This is a genomic window from Kocuria sp. CPCC 205260 (genome assembly GCF_040981045.1).
Taxonomy (GTDB): domain Bacteria; phylum Actinomycetota; class Actinomycetes; order Actinomycetales; family Micrococcaceae; genus Kocuria; species Kocuria palustris.
Genome location: NZ_JAVKPT010000002.1, coordinates 132,239 through 148,850, shown reverse-complemented (window position 1 = coordinate 148,850; position 16,612 = coordinate 132,239). Strand labels below are relative to the sequence as shown.

The 16,612-nt window shown below is 70.8% G+C and carries 14 protein-coding genes; 10 read left to right on the top strand and 4 right to left on the bottom strand.

Annotated elements, in window-relative coordinates; genetic code table 11:
• Nucleotides 1-46 precede the first annotated feature (46 nt).
• Entirely contained in the window at nucleotides 47-1,438 is a 1,392-nt protein-coding gene (locus tag RF645_RS05325; RefSeq protein ID WP_040560545.1) for a phenylacetate--CoA ligase family protein, read from the top strand.
• A gap of 29 nt (nucleotides 1,439-1,467) precedes the next feature.
• Here RF645_RS05325 and RF645_RS05320 read toward each other — a convergent pair whose 3' ends face one another.
• Nucleotides 1,468-2,133, bottom strand: a complete 666-nt coding sequence (locus RF645_RS05320; protein WP_006214088.1) for a YveK family protein — start codon at nucleotides 2,131-2,133, stop codon at nucleotides 1,468-1,470.
• A gap of 341 nt (nucleotides 2,134-2,474) precedes the next feature.
• On the opposite strand from RF645_RS05320, the gene RF645_RS05315 reads away from it, so the two are divergent.
• From RF645_RS05315 to RF645_RS05300, 4 genes are read left to right on the top strand one after another with little or no spacing between them, the layout of a single operon-like run.
• Nucleotides 2,475-3,944, top strand: a complete 1,470-nt coding sequence (locus RF645_RS05315) for a hypothetical protein (RefSeq protein WP_006214089.1) — start codon at nucleotides 2,475-2,477, stop codon at nucleotides 3,942-3,944.
• On the top strand, nucleotides 3,941-5,017 hold the full coding sequence (locus RF645_RS05310; RefSeq protein WP_368818689.1) for a glycosyltransferase family 4 protein: 1,077 nt from the start codon (nucleotides 3,941-3,943) through the stop codon (nucleotides 5,015-5,017). Before RF645_RS05315 ends, RF645_RS05310 begins: the two co-directional genes overlap by 4 nt.
• Nucleotides 5,014-6,147 carry a hypothetical protein gene (locus tag RF645_RS05305; protein ID WP_058871966.1) on the top strand — a complete coding sequence of 378 codons (1,134 nt, stop codon included), beginning with the start codon at nucleotides 5,014-5,016 and terminating at the stop codon, nucleotides 6,145-6,147. Before RF645_RS05310 ends, RF645_RS05305 begins: the two co-directional genes overlap by 4 nt.
• Complete coding sequence (locus tag RF645_RS05300) at nucleotides 6,113-6,877, top strand: WecB/TagA/CpsF family glycosyltransferase (protein WP_082677018.1); 765 nt, start codon at nucleotides 6,113-6,115, stop codon at nucleotides 6,875-6,877. The genes RF645_RS05305 and RF645_RS05300 overlap by 35 nt, the downstream gene beginning before the upstream one ends.
• Before the next feature lie 35 nt (nucleotides 6,878-6,912).
• Here RF645_RS05300 and RF645_RS05295 read toward each other — a convergent pair whose 3' ends face one another.
• Complete coding sequence (locus RF645_RS05295) at nucleotides 6,913-7,569, bottom strand: hypothetical protein (protein WP_058871967.1); 657 nt, start codon at nucleotides 7,567-7,569, stop codon at nucleotides 6,913-6,915.
• A 327-nt stretch (nucleotides 7,570-7,896) separates the two neighbouring features.
• Between RF645_RS05295 and RF645_RS05290 the strand changes: the two genes are divergently transcribed.
• From RF645_RS05290 to RF645_RS05275, 4 genes are all read left to right on the top strand, one after another.
• Nucleotides 7,897-9,486: a hypothetical protein gene (locus tag RF645_RS05290; RefSeq protein WP_058871968.1), complete on the top strand. Its 1,590-nt coding sequence runs from the start codon at nucleotides 7,897-7,899 to the stop codon at nucleotides 9,484-9,486.
• A 176-nt stretch (nucleotides 9,487-9,662) separates the two neighbouring features.
• A complete protein-coding gene (locus tag RF645_RS05285) occupies nucleotides 9,663-10,919 on the top strand; it encodes a lipopolysaccharide biosynthesis protein (RefSeq protein ID WP_058871969.1) in 1,257 nt (418 codons plus the stop codon).
• A 62-nt stretch (nucleotides 10,920-10,981) separates the two neighbouring features.
• Nucleotides 10,982-12,007 (top strand): LLM class flavin-dependent oxidoreductase, encoded by a 1,026-nt coding sequence (locus RF645_RS05280; protein ID WP_058871970.1) that lies wholly within the window; start codon nucleotides 10,982-10,984, stop codon nucleotides 12,005-12,007.
• A 61-nt stretch (nucleotides 12,008-12,068) separates the two neighbouring features.
• On the top strand, nucleotides 12,069-12,572 hold the full coding sequence (locus RF645_RS05275; protein WP_058872047.1) for a phosphoribosyltransferase: 504 nt from the start codon (nucleotides 12,069-12,071) through the stop codon (nucleotides 12,570-12,572).
• A 76-nt stretch (nucleotides 12,573-12,648) separates the two neighbouring features.
• Here RF645_RS05275 and RF645_RS05270 read toward each other — a convergent pair whose 3' ends face one another.
• Nucleotides 12,649-13,881, bottom strand: a complete 1,233-nt coding sequence (locus RF645_RS05270; protein WP_058871971.1) for an acetate/propionate family kinase — start codon at nucleotides 13,879-13,881, stop codon at nucleotides 12,649-12,651.
• Nucleotides 13,882-13,936: 55 nt separating this feature from the next.
• A complete protein-coding gene (pta, locus tag RF645_RS05265) occupies nucleotides 13,937-16,030 on the bottom strand; it encodes a phosphate acetyltransferase (protein WP_058871972.1) in 2,094 nt (697 codons plus the stop codon).
• Between the two features lie 217 nt (nucleotides 16,031-16,247).
• Here pta and RF645_RS05260 point away from each other — a divergent pair, with 217 nt between their 5' ends.
• Nucleotides 16,248-16,589 carry a thiamine-binding protein gene (locus RF645_RS05260; RefSeq protein ID WP_006214103.1) on the top strand — a complete coding sequence of 114 codons (342 nt, stop codon included), beginning with the start codon at nucleotides 16,248-16,250 and terminating at the stop codon, nucleotides 16,587-16,589.
• Nucleotides 16,590-16,612: the final 23 nt, after the last annotated feature.

Sequence of the window (16,612 nt, the reverse complement as noted above, 5' to 3'; positions counted from 1 at the left end):
AGCTGATCCGATGACCCCCGGCGCGACCACATCCGAAGGGGAGAGCGTGAGATCGTTTCGTGAGAAGGTCGCCCACCTTCCGGCGGACCAGCGGGAGAGAGTGGGCCCCCTCGTCCGAGCCATTCCGCCGTCGCTGCGCTATGGGCCGGTGTTCCAGCGGACGCTGAGGGAGCTGCGCAAGGCTCGCACGGTGCCGTCCTGGGCGGCCCAGGAGCGCGGACGACGGCTCGAGCAGCTGCTCGATCAAGCAGCCGAGACCGATTATTACGGTTCCGAGCCCGGATACGAGGCACTGCGCGAGCGCGGCGTCGGCGCCTTCGAACGACTTTCCCGCTTGCCGATCCTGACCCGCGAGCAGCTGTCCAAGCACTCCCTGCGCATGCTCACGGTCCCGGAGAGCGGCGTCCAGATGACCGCCACCTCCGGCACCTCGGGCGATCCCATCCTGTTCCACCTGGACCGGCAGCGCGGGGCCGCTGAGTGGGCCTACGTCTTCGATGCCTGGCACCGGGCCACGGGCTATGAGCTCGACGACTGGCGGCTGTTCCTGCGAGGGGCGGCCGATCTGCCCGGTGGGGCGGATCACTACCTGCAGCGCGCGACCGGCGAGCTGGTGCTGCGGGTCCAGGCGCTGGCCCCCGAACGCATCCAGGAGCAGTGGGGCTGGGTGCGCGATCGCGGGATCCGCTACCTGCACGGCTATCCGTCGGCCCTGAGCTACATGGCCAAGCTGGTCGAGGAGCAGCTGCCCGACGACGAATGGCGTCATCAGATCCGCGGCGTCCTGGCCGTCTCGGAGGAGTTCACGCCCGGCCAGCAGCAGACCTTCGAGCGGGTGTTCCCGAATGCGGGGATCTCCAACTTCTACGGTCTGAGCGAGCGGACCTGCTTCGCCTCGATGGATCCGGACGGAACCTTCCATGCCGAACCCCTGTACGGCATCACGGAGCTGCTCGGAGAGGACGGCCTGCCCGTGGAGGTGGGGCAGCGCGGCCGGCTCGTGACCACCAGCCTCATGATCAAGGGCCAGCCGTTCCTGCGCTATGACACGGGAGATTCCGCCGAGCGCGTGGGCACGGATGCCTGGGGTCAGCCCACGTTCCGAGCGATCTCCTCACGGCGCGGCCGAGAGGGCCTGGTACGCGCAGACGGCTCGCTGTTCCCCACCACGTCACTGAACGTGCACGGGCATCAGTTCCTGTGCATCCGCCGCTTCCGCTTCCGGCAGGACGTGCCCGGCCGCGTCACGCTGCGGGTCGAGCCCACGGCTGATGCCGCCCCGGAGGAGCTCGAGGAGTTCTACCAGGCGATGTGCCGACGCACGGCCGGTCAGGTGGAGCTGGGCTTCGAGCTGGTGGGGCACCTGGAGATCCCGCCGAACGGCAAGGATCGGATCGTCGACCAGAACATCGCCGGAGTCAGCGGGACCTGGGCCTGAGCCCGACGGCAGGCCCGACCTGCCGTCGGTCAGCGCAGCTCGGTGCGCGGGCGCGTGGTCGCGACTGCGGCGATGATGCCGAGCAGGAGGCCGACGGCAGCACCCATGACTCCGATCATGGTCATGCTCAGGCCAGAGGGATCCTCGGGAGTCGTGGGGCTGCCCGCCGGTTCGATGCTGACCTGCGCGTCCTCGGCGCTGGTCGCCACCACCGAGGTGAGGGCGTCGCGCCAGGCCTCCGCCAGGGCGCTCGCCTCCTCCGGCGACTCGCCCACGGCCGTGATCTCCACGCCCGTGGTGGCCGGTGTGGCCGTCACAGTGATGCCGTCGAGCAGCTCCGAGGCCGACTTGTCGGTGTCGAGATCGCTCTTGGCCTCCTCGGCGACCACTAGGGACTCTCCCAGGGCCTCGTAGGTCGTGGTGCGGGAGATCGCCAGCTCCTCGGCGGCCAGGCGCTCGGCGGCGGTGTCATCGTCCGCCCCGGCGTGGACCATCATGGTCGTGACCGACTCGTACTGCGGAGGCTCCGAGGCCGCGAGCCCGAGCGCGATGCCGAGACCCAGGATCAGGCCCACGAGCGGGGCCCACCAGCGCCGCCGCAGCGCCGTCCCGAGATGCTCGGCGGACACGTCTCTGACCATGGGATCGCCGCCCTGATTGCGGGACCGGGTCTCGGTGCGCCTGCTGGTCTGCATGATTCTGCTGCTCCCCCTGAATTCGAATCGTTCGCTCTCCCCAGAGCGAGGTGGACGGCGCTGCAGTGCTGCGAAGGCTCCCGTCCGGTCTCCCAGAGTAGTGTCACCGATCTGACGCACATGCTGTATACGGCCATGAACCGTGCAGTTGAGTGGACAAACAGCCTTCATGAACGAACATCTGCCCGGAGGCACGTGACGTCGTGCCATCATGTCGTGATGCGTGCCGCCGCTGGGGAGCGGTCGGGCGCAGCGGCAGGTGCTCGGCGCCGGGTCGGGGGATCCGGAGCGTCGACGCCCTGCATTCGACGGCACGGGGACCGTCCCGGGGAGGAGCACACATGCAGACTGCAGTCTCAGCCCTGTCGTGGGGTGCCCTCGGCGCGGTCCTGCTGGTCGGCGCCGCGTGGGTGATCAAGCTCTGCCTGACGCATCCCAAGGCCACCATCGGGGCCGCCGTTGTCTACTCGATGATCTCCCAGACCGTCGGCACGGTGGGCGGCATCTCGATCCTCAACTACGGCGACGAGCTCGCCGTCGTGCTGGCCGTGGGCGTGGCCTGCGCTCGGCGTCTGATCGATCATCATGCGCTGCGCTTCTTCGCCGCGGTGTGGTTCCTGCTCGCCTTCATCCTCTTCGGCCTGATCAGCAGCGTGGTGCATGCCGTGCCCTCGTCCATCACGCTCATGGGGACCCTGCTGTACCTCAAGGGGCCGGCGCTGGGCTTCGCGGTGGCTCAGCTGGACTGGCGTCGTGCAGATCTGCCTCGCATCGCCAGAGCCGGCGCTGCGGTGATCGTGGTGATCCTGTTCACCTGCGCGCTCAACGCCGCGGCTCCGGGCCCGTGGAACGACCTGGTGAGCAGGACGGAGGTGGCCAGCGAGCGCGGAGGCTTCACGAGCCTGACCGGGCCCTTCGACCACCCGGTCGGGCTGGGCACCACCATGGCCCTGGCCTTCCTGGCCATCTACCTCTACCGCCTGCTGGTGCGCCGGACGCCCTTCACGTTCGTCCTGCTGATCGCCACCGGTCTGGCCTGCCTGGCGGCCTTCCGCCGCAAGTCGATCGTGGCGGGGATCGCCGTGGCCCTGGGCGTTCGCGCTGTCCTGCCCCTTCCACGGGCTCTGTTCGTCACGAGTGCGGTGATCCTCCTTCCCGTGGGCCTCGTTCTCCTGCGGGAGCCCCTGACGGCCGTCGTCGACGGGACCCTCACCGAGTACCTGACCGACTGGGATCGGGTCGCTCGCATCCGGATGACGATCGACGGCTTCCTGCTGGCTGTCGGTGCGTTCCCCCTCGGAGTGGGTCTGGGCCGCTTCGGCTCCTTCACGGCCTCCGAGAACTACAGCCCGATCTACACGGATCTGGGCTACGAGCGGATCTGGGGTCTGGGGCAGGGCGACATGGGCGGCTTCCTCTCGGACACCTTCTGGCCGGCCCCGCTGGCCGAGACCGGGATCCTGGGCGCCCTGTGCTATCTGGGAGCGCTGATCATGTTCATCGTCCCCGGCTGGCGGATGATGCGCTCGGCCTCGGATGGGCACAGCAAGTGGATCGGGGCGGTGACTGTGGCCTGGTTCGCCCAGCTGCTGATCGAGTCGGTCGTCGCGCCGGTCTTCCTGTCGCCGCCGATGTACGGGCTGCCGTTCGCAGTGGCAGGACTGTGCCTGGCGCTCGGAGCAGAGCCTCGCAGCGGGCGACGAGCGCTGGGGGTGAGGCCGTCGCAGGCCGCCGAACAGGATGCATCGATAGCCAAGCCCGGACGCGCTCCTTGGGAGCTCGGTGCCCAGCAGCAGGAAGGAGTCTCATGATCAAGGCGACCATCATCGGACCTGCCCCCGGGTCCTCGGGCGGAATCGGCATCATGGCCGGTCATCTGCTCGGCACGAGCTCCGAGCGCATGTCACTGGTCTTCCTGGATTCCGGCGGTGCTCCCGGACCGGCTCTGCAGAGGCTGGCGCATTTCGTGAGGGCGGCCGCTGACTGCCTCGGGCCTTCGTCAGCGCACCTGCGGGTGTTCGCCGTGGCCTCCCGCGGCAGCACATGGCGCAAGCTGACGCTGAGCGCACTGGTGCGCCTTCGCCGCCGTCCATACGCACTGCACCTTCACGGGGGCGGCTATGACGACTACTTCCGATCTCGTGGGCGCCTGGAGCAGGCCCTGGTGAAGAACATGTTCCAGGCGGCTCACCAGGTCATCGTCCTGGGGGAGAGCTGGGCGCAGTTCGTCCAGGAGGAGCTCGGGGTGTCGGATGCTGCCGTGTCCGTGCTGCCGAACGCGGTCCCTGGTCCTCAAGAGGTCCCGCAGCACGTGACCCATCCGATGCGCGTGCTCTTCGCGGGCCGCGTGGGTGCCCGCAAGGGGGCCCCCGAGCTGCTCCAGGCATGGTCCCGGATCAGCGCCGGGCGCGATGCCGTCCTGGTCCTGGCAGGCGATCTCGATGACCCGGACGGCTCCATCCGGGCCGCCGTGGACCGCGCGGAGCGGGTCGAGCTCACCGGCTGGTTGGACGCGGAGGCCCTGCAGGATCAGCTGCGCCGCGCCCAGATCCTGGTGCTGCCCAGCCGGGCGGAGAACCTCCCGCTGTCGCTGCTCGAGGGCATGGCGTGGGGGCTGGCACCCGTCGTCACGCCCGTCGGGGCGGTCCCGGAGGTCATCCTTGACGGTGAGAACGGCGTCCTGGTGCCGGTGGGGGAGGTGACGGCGCTCGCTCGGGGCCTGGCCGAGCTGATCGACGACGACGCCCGGCGGCAGCGGATCGCCGCCGCCGCCCGCACCACCTGGGAGCGGGGCTACAGCATGGACGGCTACCGCCAGCGCTTCGACGACATCATCGAGGCGGCCGTCGGGGCCGCAGCGCAGACCACGGAGGAGAAGCCATGACGTCGCAGGGACTCGAACCGCAGCTGCAGGCCGAGGTCGACGGGGCCCTCGGCCGCGCCATGGACTTCGCCCGTGAGCGCGACTACGCCGGGACGGACCCGTACGACGGACTGCTCTCGCCGTACGCGCGCGTGCTGCGCGGACGCGTTCCCCGCCAGGCCTGGGTGCAGGGGCACAAGCGCCTGGGCCGCGGCCTGCGCGCCGCCACACGTGTTCCCCCGGTGCGCATGACCAAGGGGATGGCGCTGTTCTCGACGGCTGCATCGCTGTCCGGCGACGAGCAGACGGCCAGGCAGCTCGCGCAGCGGATCCTCCAGGAGCGCGGGACGGGTCCGTGGGGCTACGAGTTCGACGTCCAGACGCGCTGGGCCTTCTATCCGGCAGGCAGCCCCAACGTCATCGCGGTGACCTTCGCACTGCGCGCCCTGTCCGCGGCGGGGATGCTGGACCGGGTCAGCGCTGACGTCCGTGATTGGCTGGAGGGGCAGTTCCACACATCGGGCTACTTCCGGTACACGACCACCTCGGACCGACTGGTGCACAATGGGTCCTTGCTTGCGGCGGAGTCGCTGGCGATGCTGGACGGAGACAGGGAACTGATCCGCACTGCGGTGGACCGGGCGGTCCGCGCGCAGGCGGAGGACGGCTCCTGGCCGTACGGTGAGGGTCCGGGACTCGAGTGGATCGACAGCTTCCACACGATCTACAACCTGGACTCGCTGTGGGCGCTGCAGCAGATGGGCTTCGAATCGGGGGATTCGGCAGCTCGCGGCGCGCAGTTCTGGAAGGACCGCTGTCTCAGCCCTGAAGGTCTCCCGCTCTACATGGCGGATGACCGGCAGGTCTCGACGGATGTGCACAACGTGGCCACCACGGTCGGGTATCTGGCCCGCGCAGCGCAGCGCGGCTGGCCGGTCCCGGACCCGGAGGCCGCGATTCGGCATCTGCTGGGACTGCAGGGCGGCGACGGCGGATTCCGCAGCGGAGGCAGGGGGCTTCCGCACATGCGGTGGAATCAGGGCCACGCGGCTGTCGCGCTGGCCTCATGGGCATCGTCAGGACGGCGGGCCGATTGGGACTCTGGGGGGAGAACCGATGACGGATCAGATGCAGCGAGTGATCGCGCCTGAGCGCACGGACGTGATGGGTGTGGGCGTCGATGCCCTCACGATGGATCAAACCATCGACCGGCTGCGGGAGATGATCGCCACAGGCAAGGGGCAGAACCACCTGTCCGTCAACGCCGCCAAGCTCGTGGCGGCCATCGAGGACCCGACCAAGCTCGAGGAGTTCAACCAGGGGACGCTCGTGAGCGCCGACGGCCAGGCCGTCGTGTGGGCCGCCCGCCTCCTGGGCCGCCCGCTTCCGCAGCGTGTGGCGGGGATCGACGTCATGAACCGCCTGGTCGATCTCTCCGCCCAGGAGGGGCAGCGGATCTTCCTGCTCGGTGCTCGTGAGGACGTCGTCGGGCGAGTGCGCCGCGAGTTCACCGCCCGCGGCGCCAACGTGGTGGGACACCGCGACGGCTACTGGCGCCGGTACATGACGGATGCCGAGATGGCCCAGACCATCCGCCTGCTCGACGTCGACATCCTCTTCGTGGCTTTGCCCTCGCCCATGAAGGAGGATTTCATCTACGGCTTCCGCGAGGCCATGAACGTCGGCCTCAGCGTGGGGGTGGGCGGCTCGTTCGACGTCGTGGCCGGCCGCACCCGGCGGGCTCCCGCGATCATCCAGCGCCTCGGCCTCGAATGGCTCTTCCGCCTGGTGCTGGAGCCGCGGCGGATGTTCAAGCGCTACGCGGTCGGCAACTCGAAGTTCCTCTGGTACCTGGTCAGGGAGCTGCTGCGCCGCGGCTGACGGCGGCCCCCGCGTCCGACGGCGGACGCGCGGTCTCAGGCCCTGCGCGCCGGCCGGGCGGTGCCCACCGCCACCAGGATGCCGACGAGCAGCCCCACCGCCCCGCCGACCACCAGGACGGCCGGATCGGACAGGCCCGACGTCGTCGCGGGCACGGTCGGCTCCCCGGCCGGCTCGATGCTCACGCGGTCCCCGGCCCCGCCGGATCCGTCGGCGTCGGCGGCATCGCTGAGCGCATCGCGCCAGGCCCCGGCCAGCTCGGCGGCGCCGTCGGCCGAATCCGCCGTGGCGGTGATCTCCAGGCCGGTGGTCTCGGGCGTGGACACCACGGTGACCTGCTCCAGCAGGTCCTCCGGAGAGGTCTTCAGCCCCAGGTCGCGGCGCACCTCGTCGGCCACCACCACGGAGTTGCCCAGCGACTCGTAGGTGGCCGCGCGAGCCTGCGCCAGGTCCTCGGCGGCCAGGCTCTCGACCGAGGTCGCGTCGTCGGTGGAGGGGCGCACGAGCGCCATGGTCACGGAGGTGTAGGTGGGGGCCTGCGTGACGACGAAGGCCGCGGCCAGCCCGAGCCCCAGGATCAGCCCCAGCAGCGCCTTCCACCATCCGCGGCGCAGCGCAGAGCCCAGCTCCGCGCCGCTGATGTCGCGCACTGCCGGAGCCACGGTCTTCTCTCCTGCCGAGCTCTGGTGCATGGCCTGCCCTTCGTCGGTCCCCCGCGCGCCCTGGGCGCGCCATGTCATCCCAGCGGCGCCTCGGGCGCGACGGTCCCCCCGGAAGCCGTCGGCCATGCCGCTGCTCGGGGCTCAGCCCCGGCGCGCTCATGATAGGCAGGCGCGGCGGCGGCGCGTCGAGTGAGCGGCGCAGGAACTGCTGCGCGACGTCAGATGTGGGGACAACCTGACGCCCCTTGTCAGAGGAGCTTCCGAACGTGCGAGCATGGGCCCGGAGACCGCGCGCCGCCCGTCGGATGCGCGCGGGCGGACGACGCTCGGGGGAGCGTCGCAGGGGGAGGGGGAGAGGTGACGGGTCCTGCCGAGGCGCTGGTGCTCGCGGCGGTCTGCGCCCTCGGTGGCGCTGCCGTGCTGTGGCTGCTGCGCGCGGCCTTCCGCGCGCCCAAGGCGTTCGCCGGCGTCGTCGCCGTGTCGACCGTGATCTCCCAGACGGCGCAGACAGTCACCGGCAGCAGCGCTGTGGGGTACATGGACGAGCTGTGCGTGCTGCTGGCCGTCGTGCTGTTCACCCTGCGCAGGCTGCGCGATCACGGATCGGTCCGCTGCTTCGCCGCGCTGTGGCTCTTCCTGGCCTTCGGCCTGCTCGGGGTCCTGAGCGGTCTCGTGCACTCGGTGCCGCTGGGCATCACCGTCACCGGAGCCTTCCTGTTCCTCAAGGGCCCCATGCTCGCCTTCGCCCTGGCGCAGCTGGACTGGCGCCGCGAGGACATCCCCGGGCTGATCCGCGGCGGCGCCGTCGCCGTCGTCGTGATCCTGCTGTTCACCGCGGCCAACGCGGCCGCACCCGCGGCGTGGAACGACTTCATCAGCGCGGGCACGGTCGAGCTCAGCGAGCGCGCCGGGATCGCCAGCCTCTCCGGGCCGTTCAACCACCCGGTGGGACTGGGGACCACGATGTCCCTGGCGTTCATCGCGATCCTGGCCTACCGCTCCACGATCCGCCGCTCCCGGATCAGCCTGGCGCTGCTCATCGGCTCCGGGCTCGCCTGCCTGCTGGCCTTCCGCCGCAAGTCGATCGCCTCGGCCCTCGTGGTCTCCCTGGGGATCCGAGCGTCGCTGCCGGGCAAGAAGGCCATGTACCTCACGAGCCTGGCGATCCTCACGCCGGTGGCGCTGATCCTGGGCTGGGACACGCTCACGCGCGTCGTGGACGCCACGCTGACCGAGTACCTCTCCGACGTCAGCCAGACCGCTCGCATCCGCCTGACCCTGGACAGCGTCCCGCTGGCGCTGGGGGCCTTCCCGCTCGGCGTGGGCTTCGGGCGGTTCGCCTCGTTCACGGCCGCGGAGAACTACAGCCCCTACTACCAGGAGCTCGGCTACACGCGCATCTGGGGGATGACGGGCCACGACGAGGTCGACTTCCTCTCGGACACCTTCTGGCCCGCGCCCCTGGCGGAGACCGGCGTCCTGGGCCTGCTGTGCTACATCGGCGGTCTGGTCATGCTCGGGCTGCCCGCCTGGCGGATGATGCGCCGCAGCCAGGATCCGCACCTGCGCTGGATCGGCTGCGTGGGCGCCGGGTGGCTCGCGGCCATGGCCATCGAATCGGTCGCAGCACCGGTGTTCGTGGCCCCGCCGATGTACGGGCTGCCCTTCCTGCTCTCCGGCGTGGTGCTCGCCCTGACCGCGGAGCCGACGACCGCCGCGGCATCCGTCGGTGCGCCCGAGCCCGTGACCGCGGCCGGCCCCGCATCCGCGTCCGGACCCGGTTCCGCCTCCGAGCCCGTCTCCGCGTCGGGAGCGGCCATCGCTCCCTGGGCGAGCGCCGCAGTGACGGTCCCCTGGGCACAGGGCGGGCCCGAGCCCGTCGGCCCGCAGCCGGGGCGGCCGGACGGCTCGGACCCGCCCGAGAGCGACCCGGGTCGACGTGCCTGAGCCGCACAAGTGGGGGTGCCCGACCCGGGTGCTGCGCCGGAGGCGGGACGTAGACTGTGGCGCCGCAAGACAGGCCCGCCGGCAGGCGCCTGCGCGCCGCGGGGGCGGTGCGGGGACCGGGAGGTCCGGCGCCGCGGTACGGGGATCGCACGGCATGAGCGGAGGACGGGTGGGATATGGCTGCTGAGAGACAGCGCGCTGCCGCCCTGCAGTCCGCACTGGTCATGTCCATCCGCATCGGCGGAGCCGCCCTGCAGATGCTGCTGGTGGCCGTCGTGGCCCTGCGCTTCCCCGTCGAGATGGTGGGGCTCAACGGCGTCATGTGGGCCGTGGCCCTGGTGGCGCGCGCCGCCGGCACCTTCGGGCTCGACACCTCCGGCATGCGCTCGCAGTCGCCGCTGTGGGCCGAGGGCAGGCACGACGAGGCCCGCGCCATCGCCCGCCGCGACGCCCGGGCCCTGCTGCGCATCTGGGCGGTGCTCACCGTCCTCGCCCTGGTGGCGTCCCTGATCGTCCAGCTCACCGCGGGGACCGGCGGGCTCGTGCTCGTCCTCTACGGCGTAGCCGTCTCCTCGGCCCTGGGGCGCCTGTTCATGGTCCAGCGGGTGGCGCGGCAGGCGCCGCTGGCGGGGCAGTTCCTGGAGTCCGTGGCCCTGCCGGGGCTCGCGCTGCTGATCGCGATCGCCTCCGCGCTGCTCGCCCCGCAGCTGCTGATCCCGGGACAGGTGGCCGCCTTCGTGATCATCAGCATCGCCTTCTGGCGGCTGTCGCCCTCGGCAGGGCCGCCGCCGCCGAGCGTGACGGTCCCGCCGGTGCCGTGGGGTCAGTCGCTGATCCTGGCGGCGGGGTCCGCGCTGACCGCGCTGAGCGTGCGCGGGCTGATGTTCCTGCTGGGCGCGCGCTCCCTGGCGGCCACCGGCACCTACGAGGTGGCCCAGCGCATCCAGTCCGCAGGGGCCATGGGCACCACCGCCGTGGCCACCGTCTTCATGCCGCGGATCGCGATGTCCGTAACCCGGCGCGGCAGACTGGTCGCCCTCGTGCTGGAGGCGGCCGCGGTCTCGGCAGTGCTTCCCACGCTGCTGCTCGGCTTCCTGCTGGTGCTGGGCGAGCAGAGGATCGTCGATCTGCTCGGCCCGGAGTACCAGGGCACGTGGGGCGCTTCCGTCATCCTGGTGGTGGCCACGCTGATCAACGCCCTGACCTCGGCCACGAGCAACGTGCTCATGTTCGGCGGGCGCGAGCGGCTCTTCATGGTCATCAGCGGGGCTCAGCTGGTCCTGGTGGTGGGCGGGGCCTGGCTGCTGGGGACCGACACTGCGGTGGGCATGGCCTGGTGGATGCTGATCGGCGAGCTGCTGCGCTCGTGCTCCATGGTCACCGGGTTCCTGGTGCACCTTCGGGGACTGCAGCCCAGGCATCGAGCCGACTGACCCTCGCATCTACGTGATGTATCAACTATGATTCGGGGCGTCCCGCGATCACAGGAGATGCCATGCAGCTCGGACTCAACACCTTCGGCGACGTCCACCCCGGCCCGGACGGTCAGCCCCTCTCGGATGCCCAGGTCATCCGCGACGTCCTGGCCGAGGGCATCCAGGCCGACCGTGTGGGCCTGGACTTCTTCGGGGTCGGCGAGCACCACCGCAGCGATTTCGCGGTCTCCGCGCCGGATACGGTCCTGGCGGGACTGGCCACCGCCACCGAGACCATCCGTCTGGGCACCGCCGTCTCCGTGCTCTCCTCGGACGACCCGGTGCGCCTGTACCAGCGCTTCGCGACCGTCGACGCCCTGTCCTCCGGCCGGGCCGAGGTCGTGCTGGGCCGCGGCTCCTTCACGGAGTCCTTCCCCCTGTTCGGCTTCGACCTGCAGGACTACGAGCGGCTGTTCGAGGAGAAGCTCGAGCTGTTCTCCCGTCTGCAGTCGGAGGGGCCCATCACCTGGGAGGGAGGTCTGCGCCCGGCGATCGACGGACTCGAGGTGCATCCCAAGACGGAGTCCGGGCGCCTGCCGGCTTGGATCGCGGTGGGCGGCTCCCCGCAGTCGGTCGTGCGTGCCGCGCACTACGAGATGCCCGTGATCTTCGCGATCATCGGCGGCAGCCCCACCGCCTTCGCGGCCTTCGCGCAGCACTATCGCCGGGCTCTGGAGCACTTCGGCAAGCCGGAGCTGCCCATCGCCTGGCACTCGCCGGGCCACGTGGCCGAGACGGACGAGCAGGCACGCGAGGAGTTCTTCCCCGCCCAGGCCCACAATCACGCGGTGATCGGGCGCGAGCGCGGCTGGCCGCCGCTGTCCCGCGAGGCGTTCGAGCAGATGGCCGGGCCCGACGGCGCCTATTACGTCGGCTCCCCGGAGACCGTGGCGCGCAAGATCGTGCGCCATCAGAAGGCTCTCGGCGCTGCCCGCTTCGACCTCAAGTACGCGGTCGGAACCCTGTCGCACAGCGCCATGATGCGCTCGATCGAGCTCTACGGCACCGAGGTCCGCCGCCTGGTCCAGGACATGCTCGCCGACTGATCCTGCGCGGTCGTCGTCCTCGTCCCTGCCCTCGCGCGCGGGCGGGGACTAGGGTGTGTGCATGGCTTATCACGCAGACGCGGCAGACGTTGACGGCAAGGAGATCCTCACGTGGGAGGGCTTCGGCGCCGCCACCCGGGAGCTCGCGCAGGATATCGCTGACAGCGGCTTCGTGCCGGACATCATCATCGGCGTGGCCCGCGGCGGGCTCGTCCCGGCAGGCGCGCTGTCCTACGCGCTGGGCGCCAAGCTGCTGGACGCGGTGAACGTCGAGTTCTACACCGACGTCCACGAGACCCTGCCGGACCCCGTTCTGCTGGCCCCCATGCTCGATGTCGAGTCGATCAGCTCCAAGAAGGTCCTGGTCGTCGACGACGTCGCCGACTCCGGGCGCACCCTGGCCCTGGTGCTCGAGCTGCTCAAGGGCTACCAGTCGGACACCCGCTCGGCCGTCATCTACTCCAAGCCGCGCTCCCTGGTGGACCCGGACTTCGTGTGGAAGGCCACCGACGAGTGGATCGTCTTCCCCTGGTCCGACGAGCCCCCGGTCACCCCGTCCGCCTGAGTCGTCCAGTTCCAGAGAAGCCCCCGATGCCGCAGCGGCATCGGGGGCTTCTGCGATCCGGCCTGTGCGCAGCGGCTCAGCTCGCCCGACGGCTCACCAGCGCAGCGGTGGCCTCGGCGATCGCGCGCTCCTCGTCGGTGGGGACCACCAGGATCTCCAGGCGCGACTCCGGCGTGGAGATGCGGCGGACCTCGTCCCCGCGCACGGCATTGGCCTCGGGGTCGAGCTCTGCGCCCAGCGCCCCGAGCTTGTCGACCACGCGCTGGCGGAAGCCCGCGGAGTTCTCCCCGATCCCCGCGGTGAAGATCAGGGCCTGAGCCCCTCCGACGGCCACGTGGTAGCCGCCGATGTACTTGGCCAGGCGGTAGGCGGCCATCTCCAGGGCGAGCTCGGCGCGCTGGTCGCCGGCCTGTGCGCGCTCGTCGACCGTGCGCATGTCCGAGTGGCCGGCCAGGGCCTTGAGCCCGGACTCCTTGTTCATGATCTGGTCCAGGCGCTGAGCATCGAGATCCGGGTAGCGCTCGAGCAGGGCCGTGACGATCGACGGGTCCAGATCGCCGGTGCGGGTGCCCATGATCAGCCCGGCCAGCGGCGTGTAGCCCATGGACGTGTCGTAGGACGCTCCGTCCCTGATCGCGGTGGCCGAGGCCCCGTTGCCGAGGTGGGCGACGACCGCGTCGAAGCTGTCGCGCTCCACACCCAGGAAGCGTGCGGCCTCGCCGGTGACGTAGTCGTGCGAGGTGCCGTGGAATCCGTAGCGGCGCACGCCGTACTCGGAGTACATCTCCTCGGGCAGCGCGTAGCGCCACACGTGCTCCGGCATGGAGCGGTGGAACGCCGTGTCGAACACGCAGACCTGGGGCATGTGCGGCCACTTCTTCTGGATGGCTCGCAGGCCCAGGGCGCTGGCCGGGTTGTGCAGCGGGGCCAGCGGGGCCAGGCGCTCGATCGCGCGGATGATCTCGTTGCTGACCAGCACCGGGGCGGAGAAACGCTCGCCGCCGTGGACCACGCGGTGCCCGGCGGCGTCGATCGTGCGGTCGCCGAGCTCCTCCTCGAGGCGCTGGGCCAGCAGCTCCAGGGCCTGCGTGTGATCCTCGATCTCCGAGGTGCCGATGTTCTGGATCAGGCCCTCGGTGATGACCTCGCCGCTCTCGGCCCCCTGGGTGGCCTCGTCCATGTTCACGAGTTCGTCCACGCGCGGCATGGAGGAGGTGTAGGCGGAGGGCTCCCCGCCCTCCTGGGTGGTGACCTCCCGGACCTGGTACTTCAGCGACGACGAGCCGGAGTTGACGACGAGGACGAGCATGGCGCTCCTTCGGATGGTGGGATTCGGTGTGCTGAGGTGCCGCTGCGGCGGACGCTCAGCCGTTCTGGGCCTGGATCGCGGTGATCGCCACGGTGTTGACGATGTCCTCGACCGTGGTGCCGCGGGAGAGGTCGTTGACCGGCTTGCGCAGGCCCTGCAGGACCGGGCCCACGGCGACGGCACCGGCGGACTGCTGGACGGCCTTGTACGTGTTGTTGCCGGTGTTCAGGTCCGGGAACACGAACACGGTCGCGTGCCCGGCCACCTCGGAGCCGGGCAGCTTCTTCTGGGCGATCGAGGCGTCCACGGCGGCGTCGTACTGGATGGGGCCCTCGACGGGGAAGTCCGGCTCCTCGGCCTGGACCAGTCGGGTGGCCTCGGTGACCCGCTCGACGTCCTCGCCGGAGCCGGAGGAGCCGGTCGAGTAGGACAGCATGGCCACGCGCGGGTCCACGCCGAAGGCCCGGGCGGTCTGGGCGGAGGCCTTGGCGATGTCCGCGAGCTGCTCGGCGTTCGGGTTGGGGTTCACGGCGCAGTCGCCGTAGACCAGCACGCGGTCCTCCAGGAGCATGAAGAACACCGAGGAGACGACGCCGACGCCCTCCTTGGTCTTCACGAACTCGAGCGCGGGGCGGATCGTGTTGGCGGTGGTGTGGGCCGCGCCCGAGACCATGCCGTCCACATCGCCGAGCTGGACCATCATGGTGCCGAAGTACGAGCCGTCGAGCATGCGCTCCAGGGCGGTGTCCTTGTCCACGCCCTTGTGCTTGCGGTACTCCACGTAGGCCTCGGCGTAGCGCTCGCGGCGCTCGGCGTCGTGGCGGAAGTCGATCAGCTCGAGCCCGTCGGCCTCGAAGTCCAGGTCGATGCCCTCGGCATCGCACAGGCGGGCCACCTCGTCCGGCTCGCCCAGGATGACCAGGTCGCAGAAGCCGCGGCGATGGATCATCTCGGCGGCGCGCAGGATGCGGGCGTCGTCGCCCTCGGGCAGCACGACGGTCTTGCGGTCTCGTCGGGCCTGCTCCACGAGCTCGTGCAGGAAGCGCAGGGGAGTGCGCCGCTCGGGGCGCTCCAGGCGCAGGCGGGAGGCCAGCTCCTCGCCGTCGACCTGATTCGCCCAGGCGCCCAGCGCAGCCGCCGCCTTGCGGGCCCCGCCCTTGACGATCCGCCCGCGGGTGGAGCCGACCCTCCTCGCTGCCGTGTAGGTGTCCTCCTCGGTGCTCAGCACGGGGAAGGGGGCGCTGGCCACGAACGAGCGCACCAGGCCCTCGGGCACGAACCCGCCCGTGAGCAGCACACCTGCGGGGGTGGCCTGATCGGGGGTGAGCGCTGCGGCCAGGGTGGCCATGAGCACGTCCGAGCGGTCCCCGGGGGTGATCACCAGATCGCCGTCGACGAGCAGCTCCAGGAAGTGCTCGACGTTCATGGCCGCGATCTTCACGCCCTTGATGTCGCGGTCCAGGGTGACGTCGGTGAGATCCGAGCGCAGGCCCGCCGACTCCACGAGCTCCTCCACGGTGGGGCTGATGACCTCGGGGACCTCGGGCAGGACGTACACAGGGAGGTTGTGCAGCCCGCGCTTGGCCTTCTGGGCGACCTCCTGGACCCACTCGGCGGGGCAGCGGTTGACCATGATCGCGAAGATGTCGCACTTGGAGTCGCGAAGCTCCGTGCGGGTGACCTCCACGGCGTTGAGCAGGTCCTCGGGGTGCTCCGCCTGCTGACCGCCGATGACGGCCAGCACCGAGCAGCCCATGTTGTTGGCCAGGCGCGCGTTGAGGTCGAACTCCGCGGTGGCGGCGTTGTGCGCCAGCAGGTCGGTGCCGTCGACCACGATGACGTCGCAGTGCTCGGCCATCTGCGCGTAGACGTCCACGGCCGCCGAGTCCAGGGCGTCGTGATCGCCCGAGGCCAGGAGCTCCCGGCACCGGTCCAGGGTGACAGCGCCGCGGCAGCGCTCCGGCGGCAGCTCGAAGGTCTGGGCCATGAGCGCGAGCATGGGGTCCTGCTCCGGGGTCTCGCCCAGGTGCACCGGACGGAGGAAGCCCACACGGTCGGAGTTCTTGAACAGGGTGTCCGTCAGCCCCAGCGCGATCAGGGACTTGCCGGCGGCCGGCGTCATGGCGCTGAGGTAGATGCCTTGGGTCATGGGGATGCTCCTCGTCGAGGTCGTCTCCGTGCCCCGCCCCTGCGTGGTCCCCGGGGCTTCCCCGAGCACGCCGACGGGCACAGACCAGTCTGCTGTCCAGCCTAGGCGGTGGGCCTGCCGCCGGACCCGGGGTTGCCCGGGCTTCCCCGGGGTTTCACACGGCGGTCGTCGACGGGGGCCCTGTCCGAGTGCCGGTGAGCAGGCTTACGCTGGGGGCATGATCGTCGCCTTCTCCGTATCGCCCATGGGCGGGGACAACCCCGCCGGCTCCGTCCACGACGCCGTGGCAGCCGCTGTCCAGGTCGTCCGCGACTCCGGGCTTCCGTACCGCACCGACTCGATGTTCACGAGCATCGAGGGGGAGTGGGACGAGGTGATGGCCGTCGTGAAGGAGGCCACCGAGGCCGTCGGGCGCTATGGCCCGCGCGTCTCGCTCGTGCTCAAGGCGGACATCCGCCCCGGCCACTCCGGAGAGCTCGACGGCAAGGTCGAACGTCTCGAGGCCGCGATCCAGCGCCAGCAGCTCGAGAGCGGGCACGCAGCCCAGGACGAGTCCTGAGCTCCGTCGCCTGGTCCACGCGC

What these genes read in the sequence shown, in the direction of transcription:
- RF645_RS05305 (WP_058871966.1), top strand. Translation starts at nt 5,014, where the DNA reads ATGACGTCGCAGGGACTCGAACCGCAGCTGCAGGCCGAGGTCGACGGG.
- RF645_RS05315 (WP_006214089.1), top strand. Translation starts at nt 2,475, where the DNA reads ATGCAGACTGCAGTCTCAGCCCTGTCGTGGGGTGCCCTCGGCGCGGTC.
- RF645_RS05280 (WP_058871970.1), top strand. Translation starts at nt 10,982, where the DNA reads ATGCAGCTCGGACTCAACACCTTCGGCGACGTCCACCCCGGCCCGGAC.
- RF645_RS05275 (WP_058872047.1), top strand. Translation starts at nt 12,069, where the DNA reads ATGGCTTATCACGCAGACGCGGCAGACGTTGACGGCAAGGAGATCCTC.
- pta (WP_058871972.1), bottom strand. Translation starts at nt 16,030, where the DNA reads ATGACCCAAGGCATCTACCTCAGCGCCATGACGCCGGCCGCCGGCAAG.
- RF645_RS05285 (WP_058871969.1), top strand. Translation starts at nt 9,663, where the DNA reads ATGGCTGCTGAGAGACAGCGCGCTGCCGCCCTGCAGTCCGCACTGGTC.
- RF645_RS05310 (WP_368818689.1), top strand. Translation starts at nt 3,941, where the DNA reads ATGATCAAGGCGACCATCATCGGACCTGCCCCCGGGTCCTCGGGCGGA.
- RF645_RS05295 (WP_058871967.1), bottom strand. Translation starts at nt 7,569, where the DNA reads ATGCACCAGAGCTCGGCAGGAGAGAAGACCGTGGCTCCGGCAGTGCGC.
- RF645_RS05300 (WP_082677018.1), top strand. Translation starts at nt 6,113, where the DNA reads ATGACGGATCAGATGCAGCGAGTGATCGCGCCTGAGCGCACGGACGTG.
- RF645_RS05320 (WP_006214088.1), bottom strand. Translation starts at nt 2,133, where the DNA reads ATGCAGACCAGCAGGCGCACCGAGACCCGGTCCCGCAATCAGGGCGGC.
- RF645_RS05260 (WP_006214103.1), top strand. Translation starts at nt 16,248, where the DNA reads ATGATCGTCGCCTTCTCCGTATCGCCCATGGGCGGGGACAACCCCGCC.
- RF645_RS05270 (WP_058871971.1), bottom strand. Translation starts at nt 13,881, where the DNA reads ATGCTCGTCCTCGTCGTCAACTCCGGCTCGTCGTCGCTGAAGTACCAG.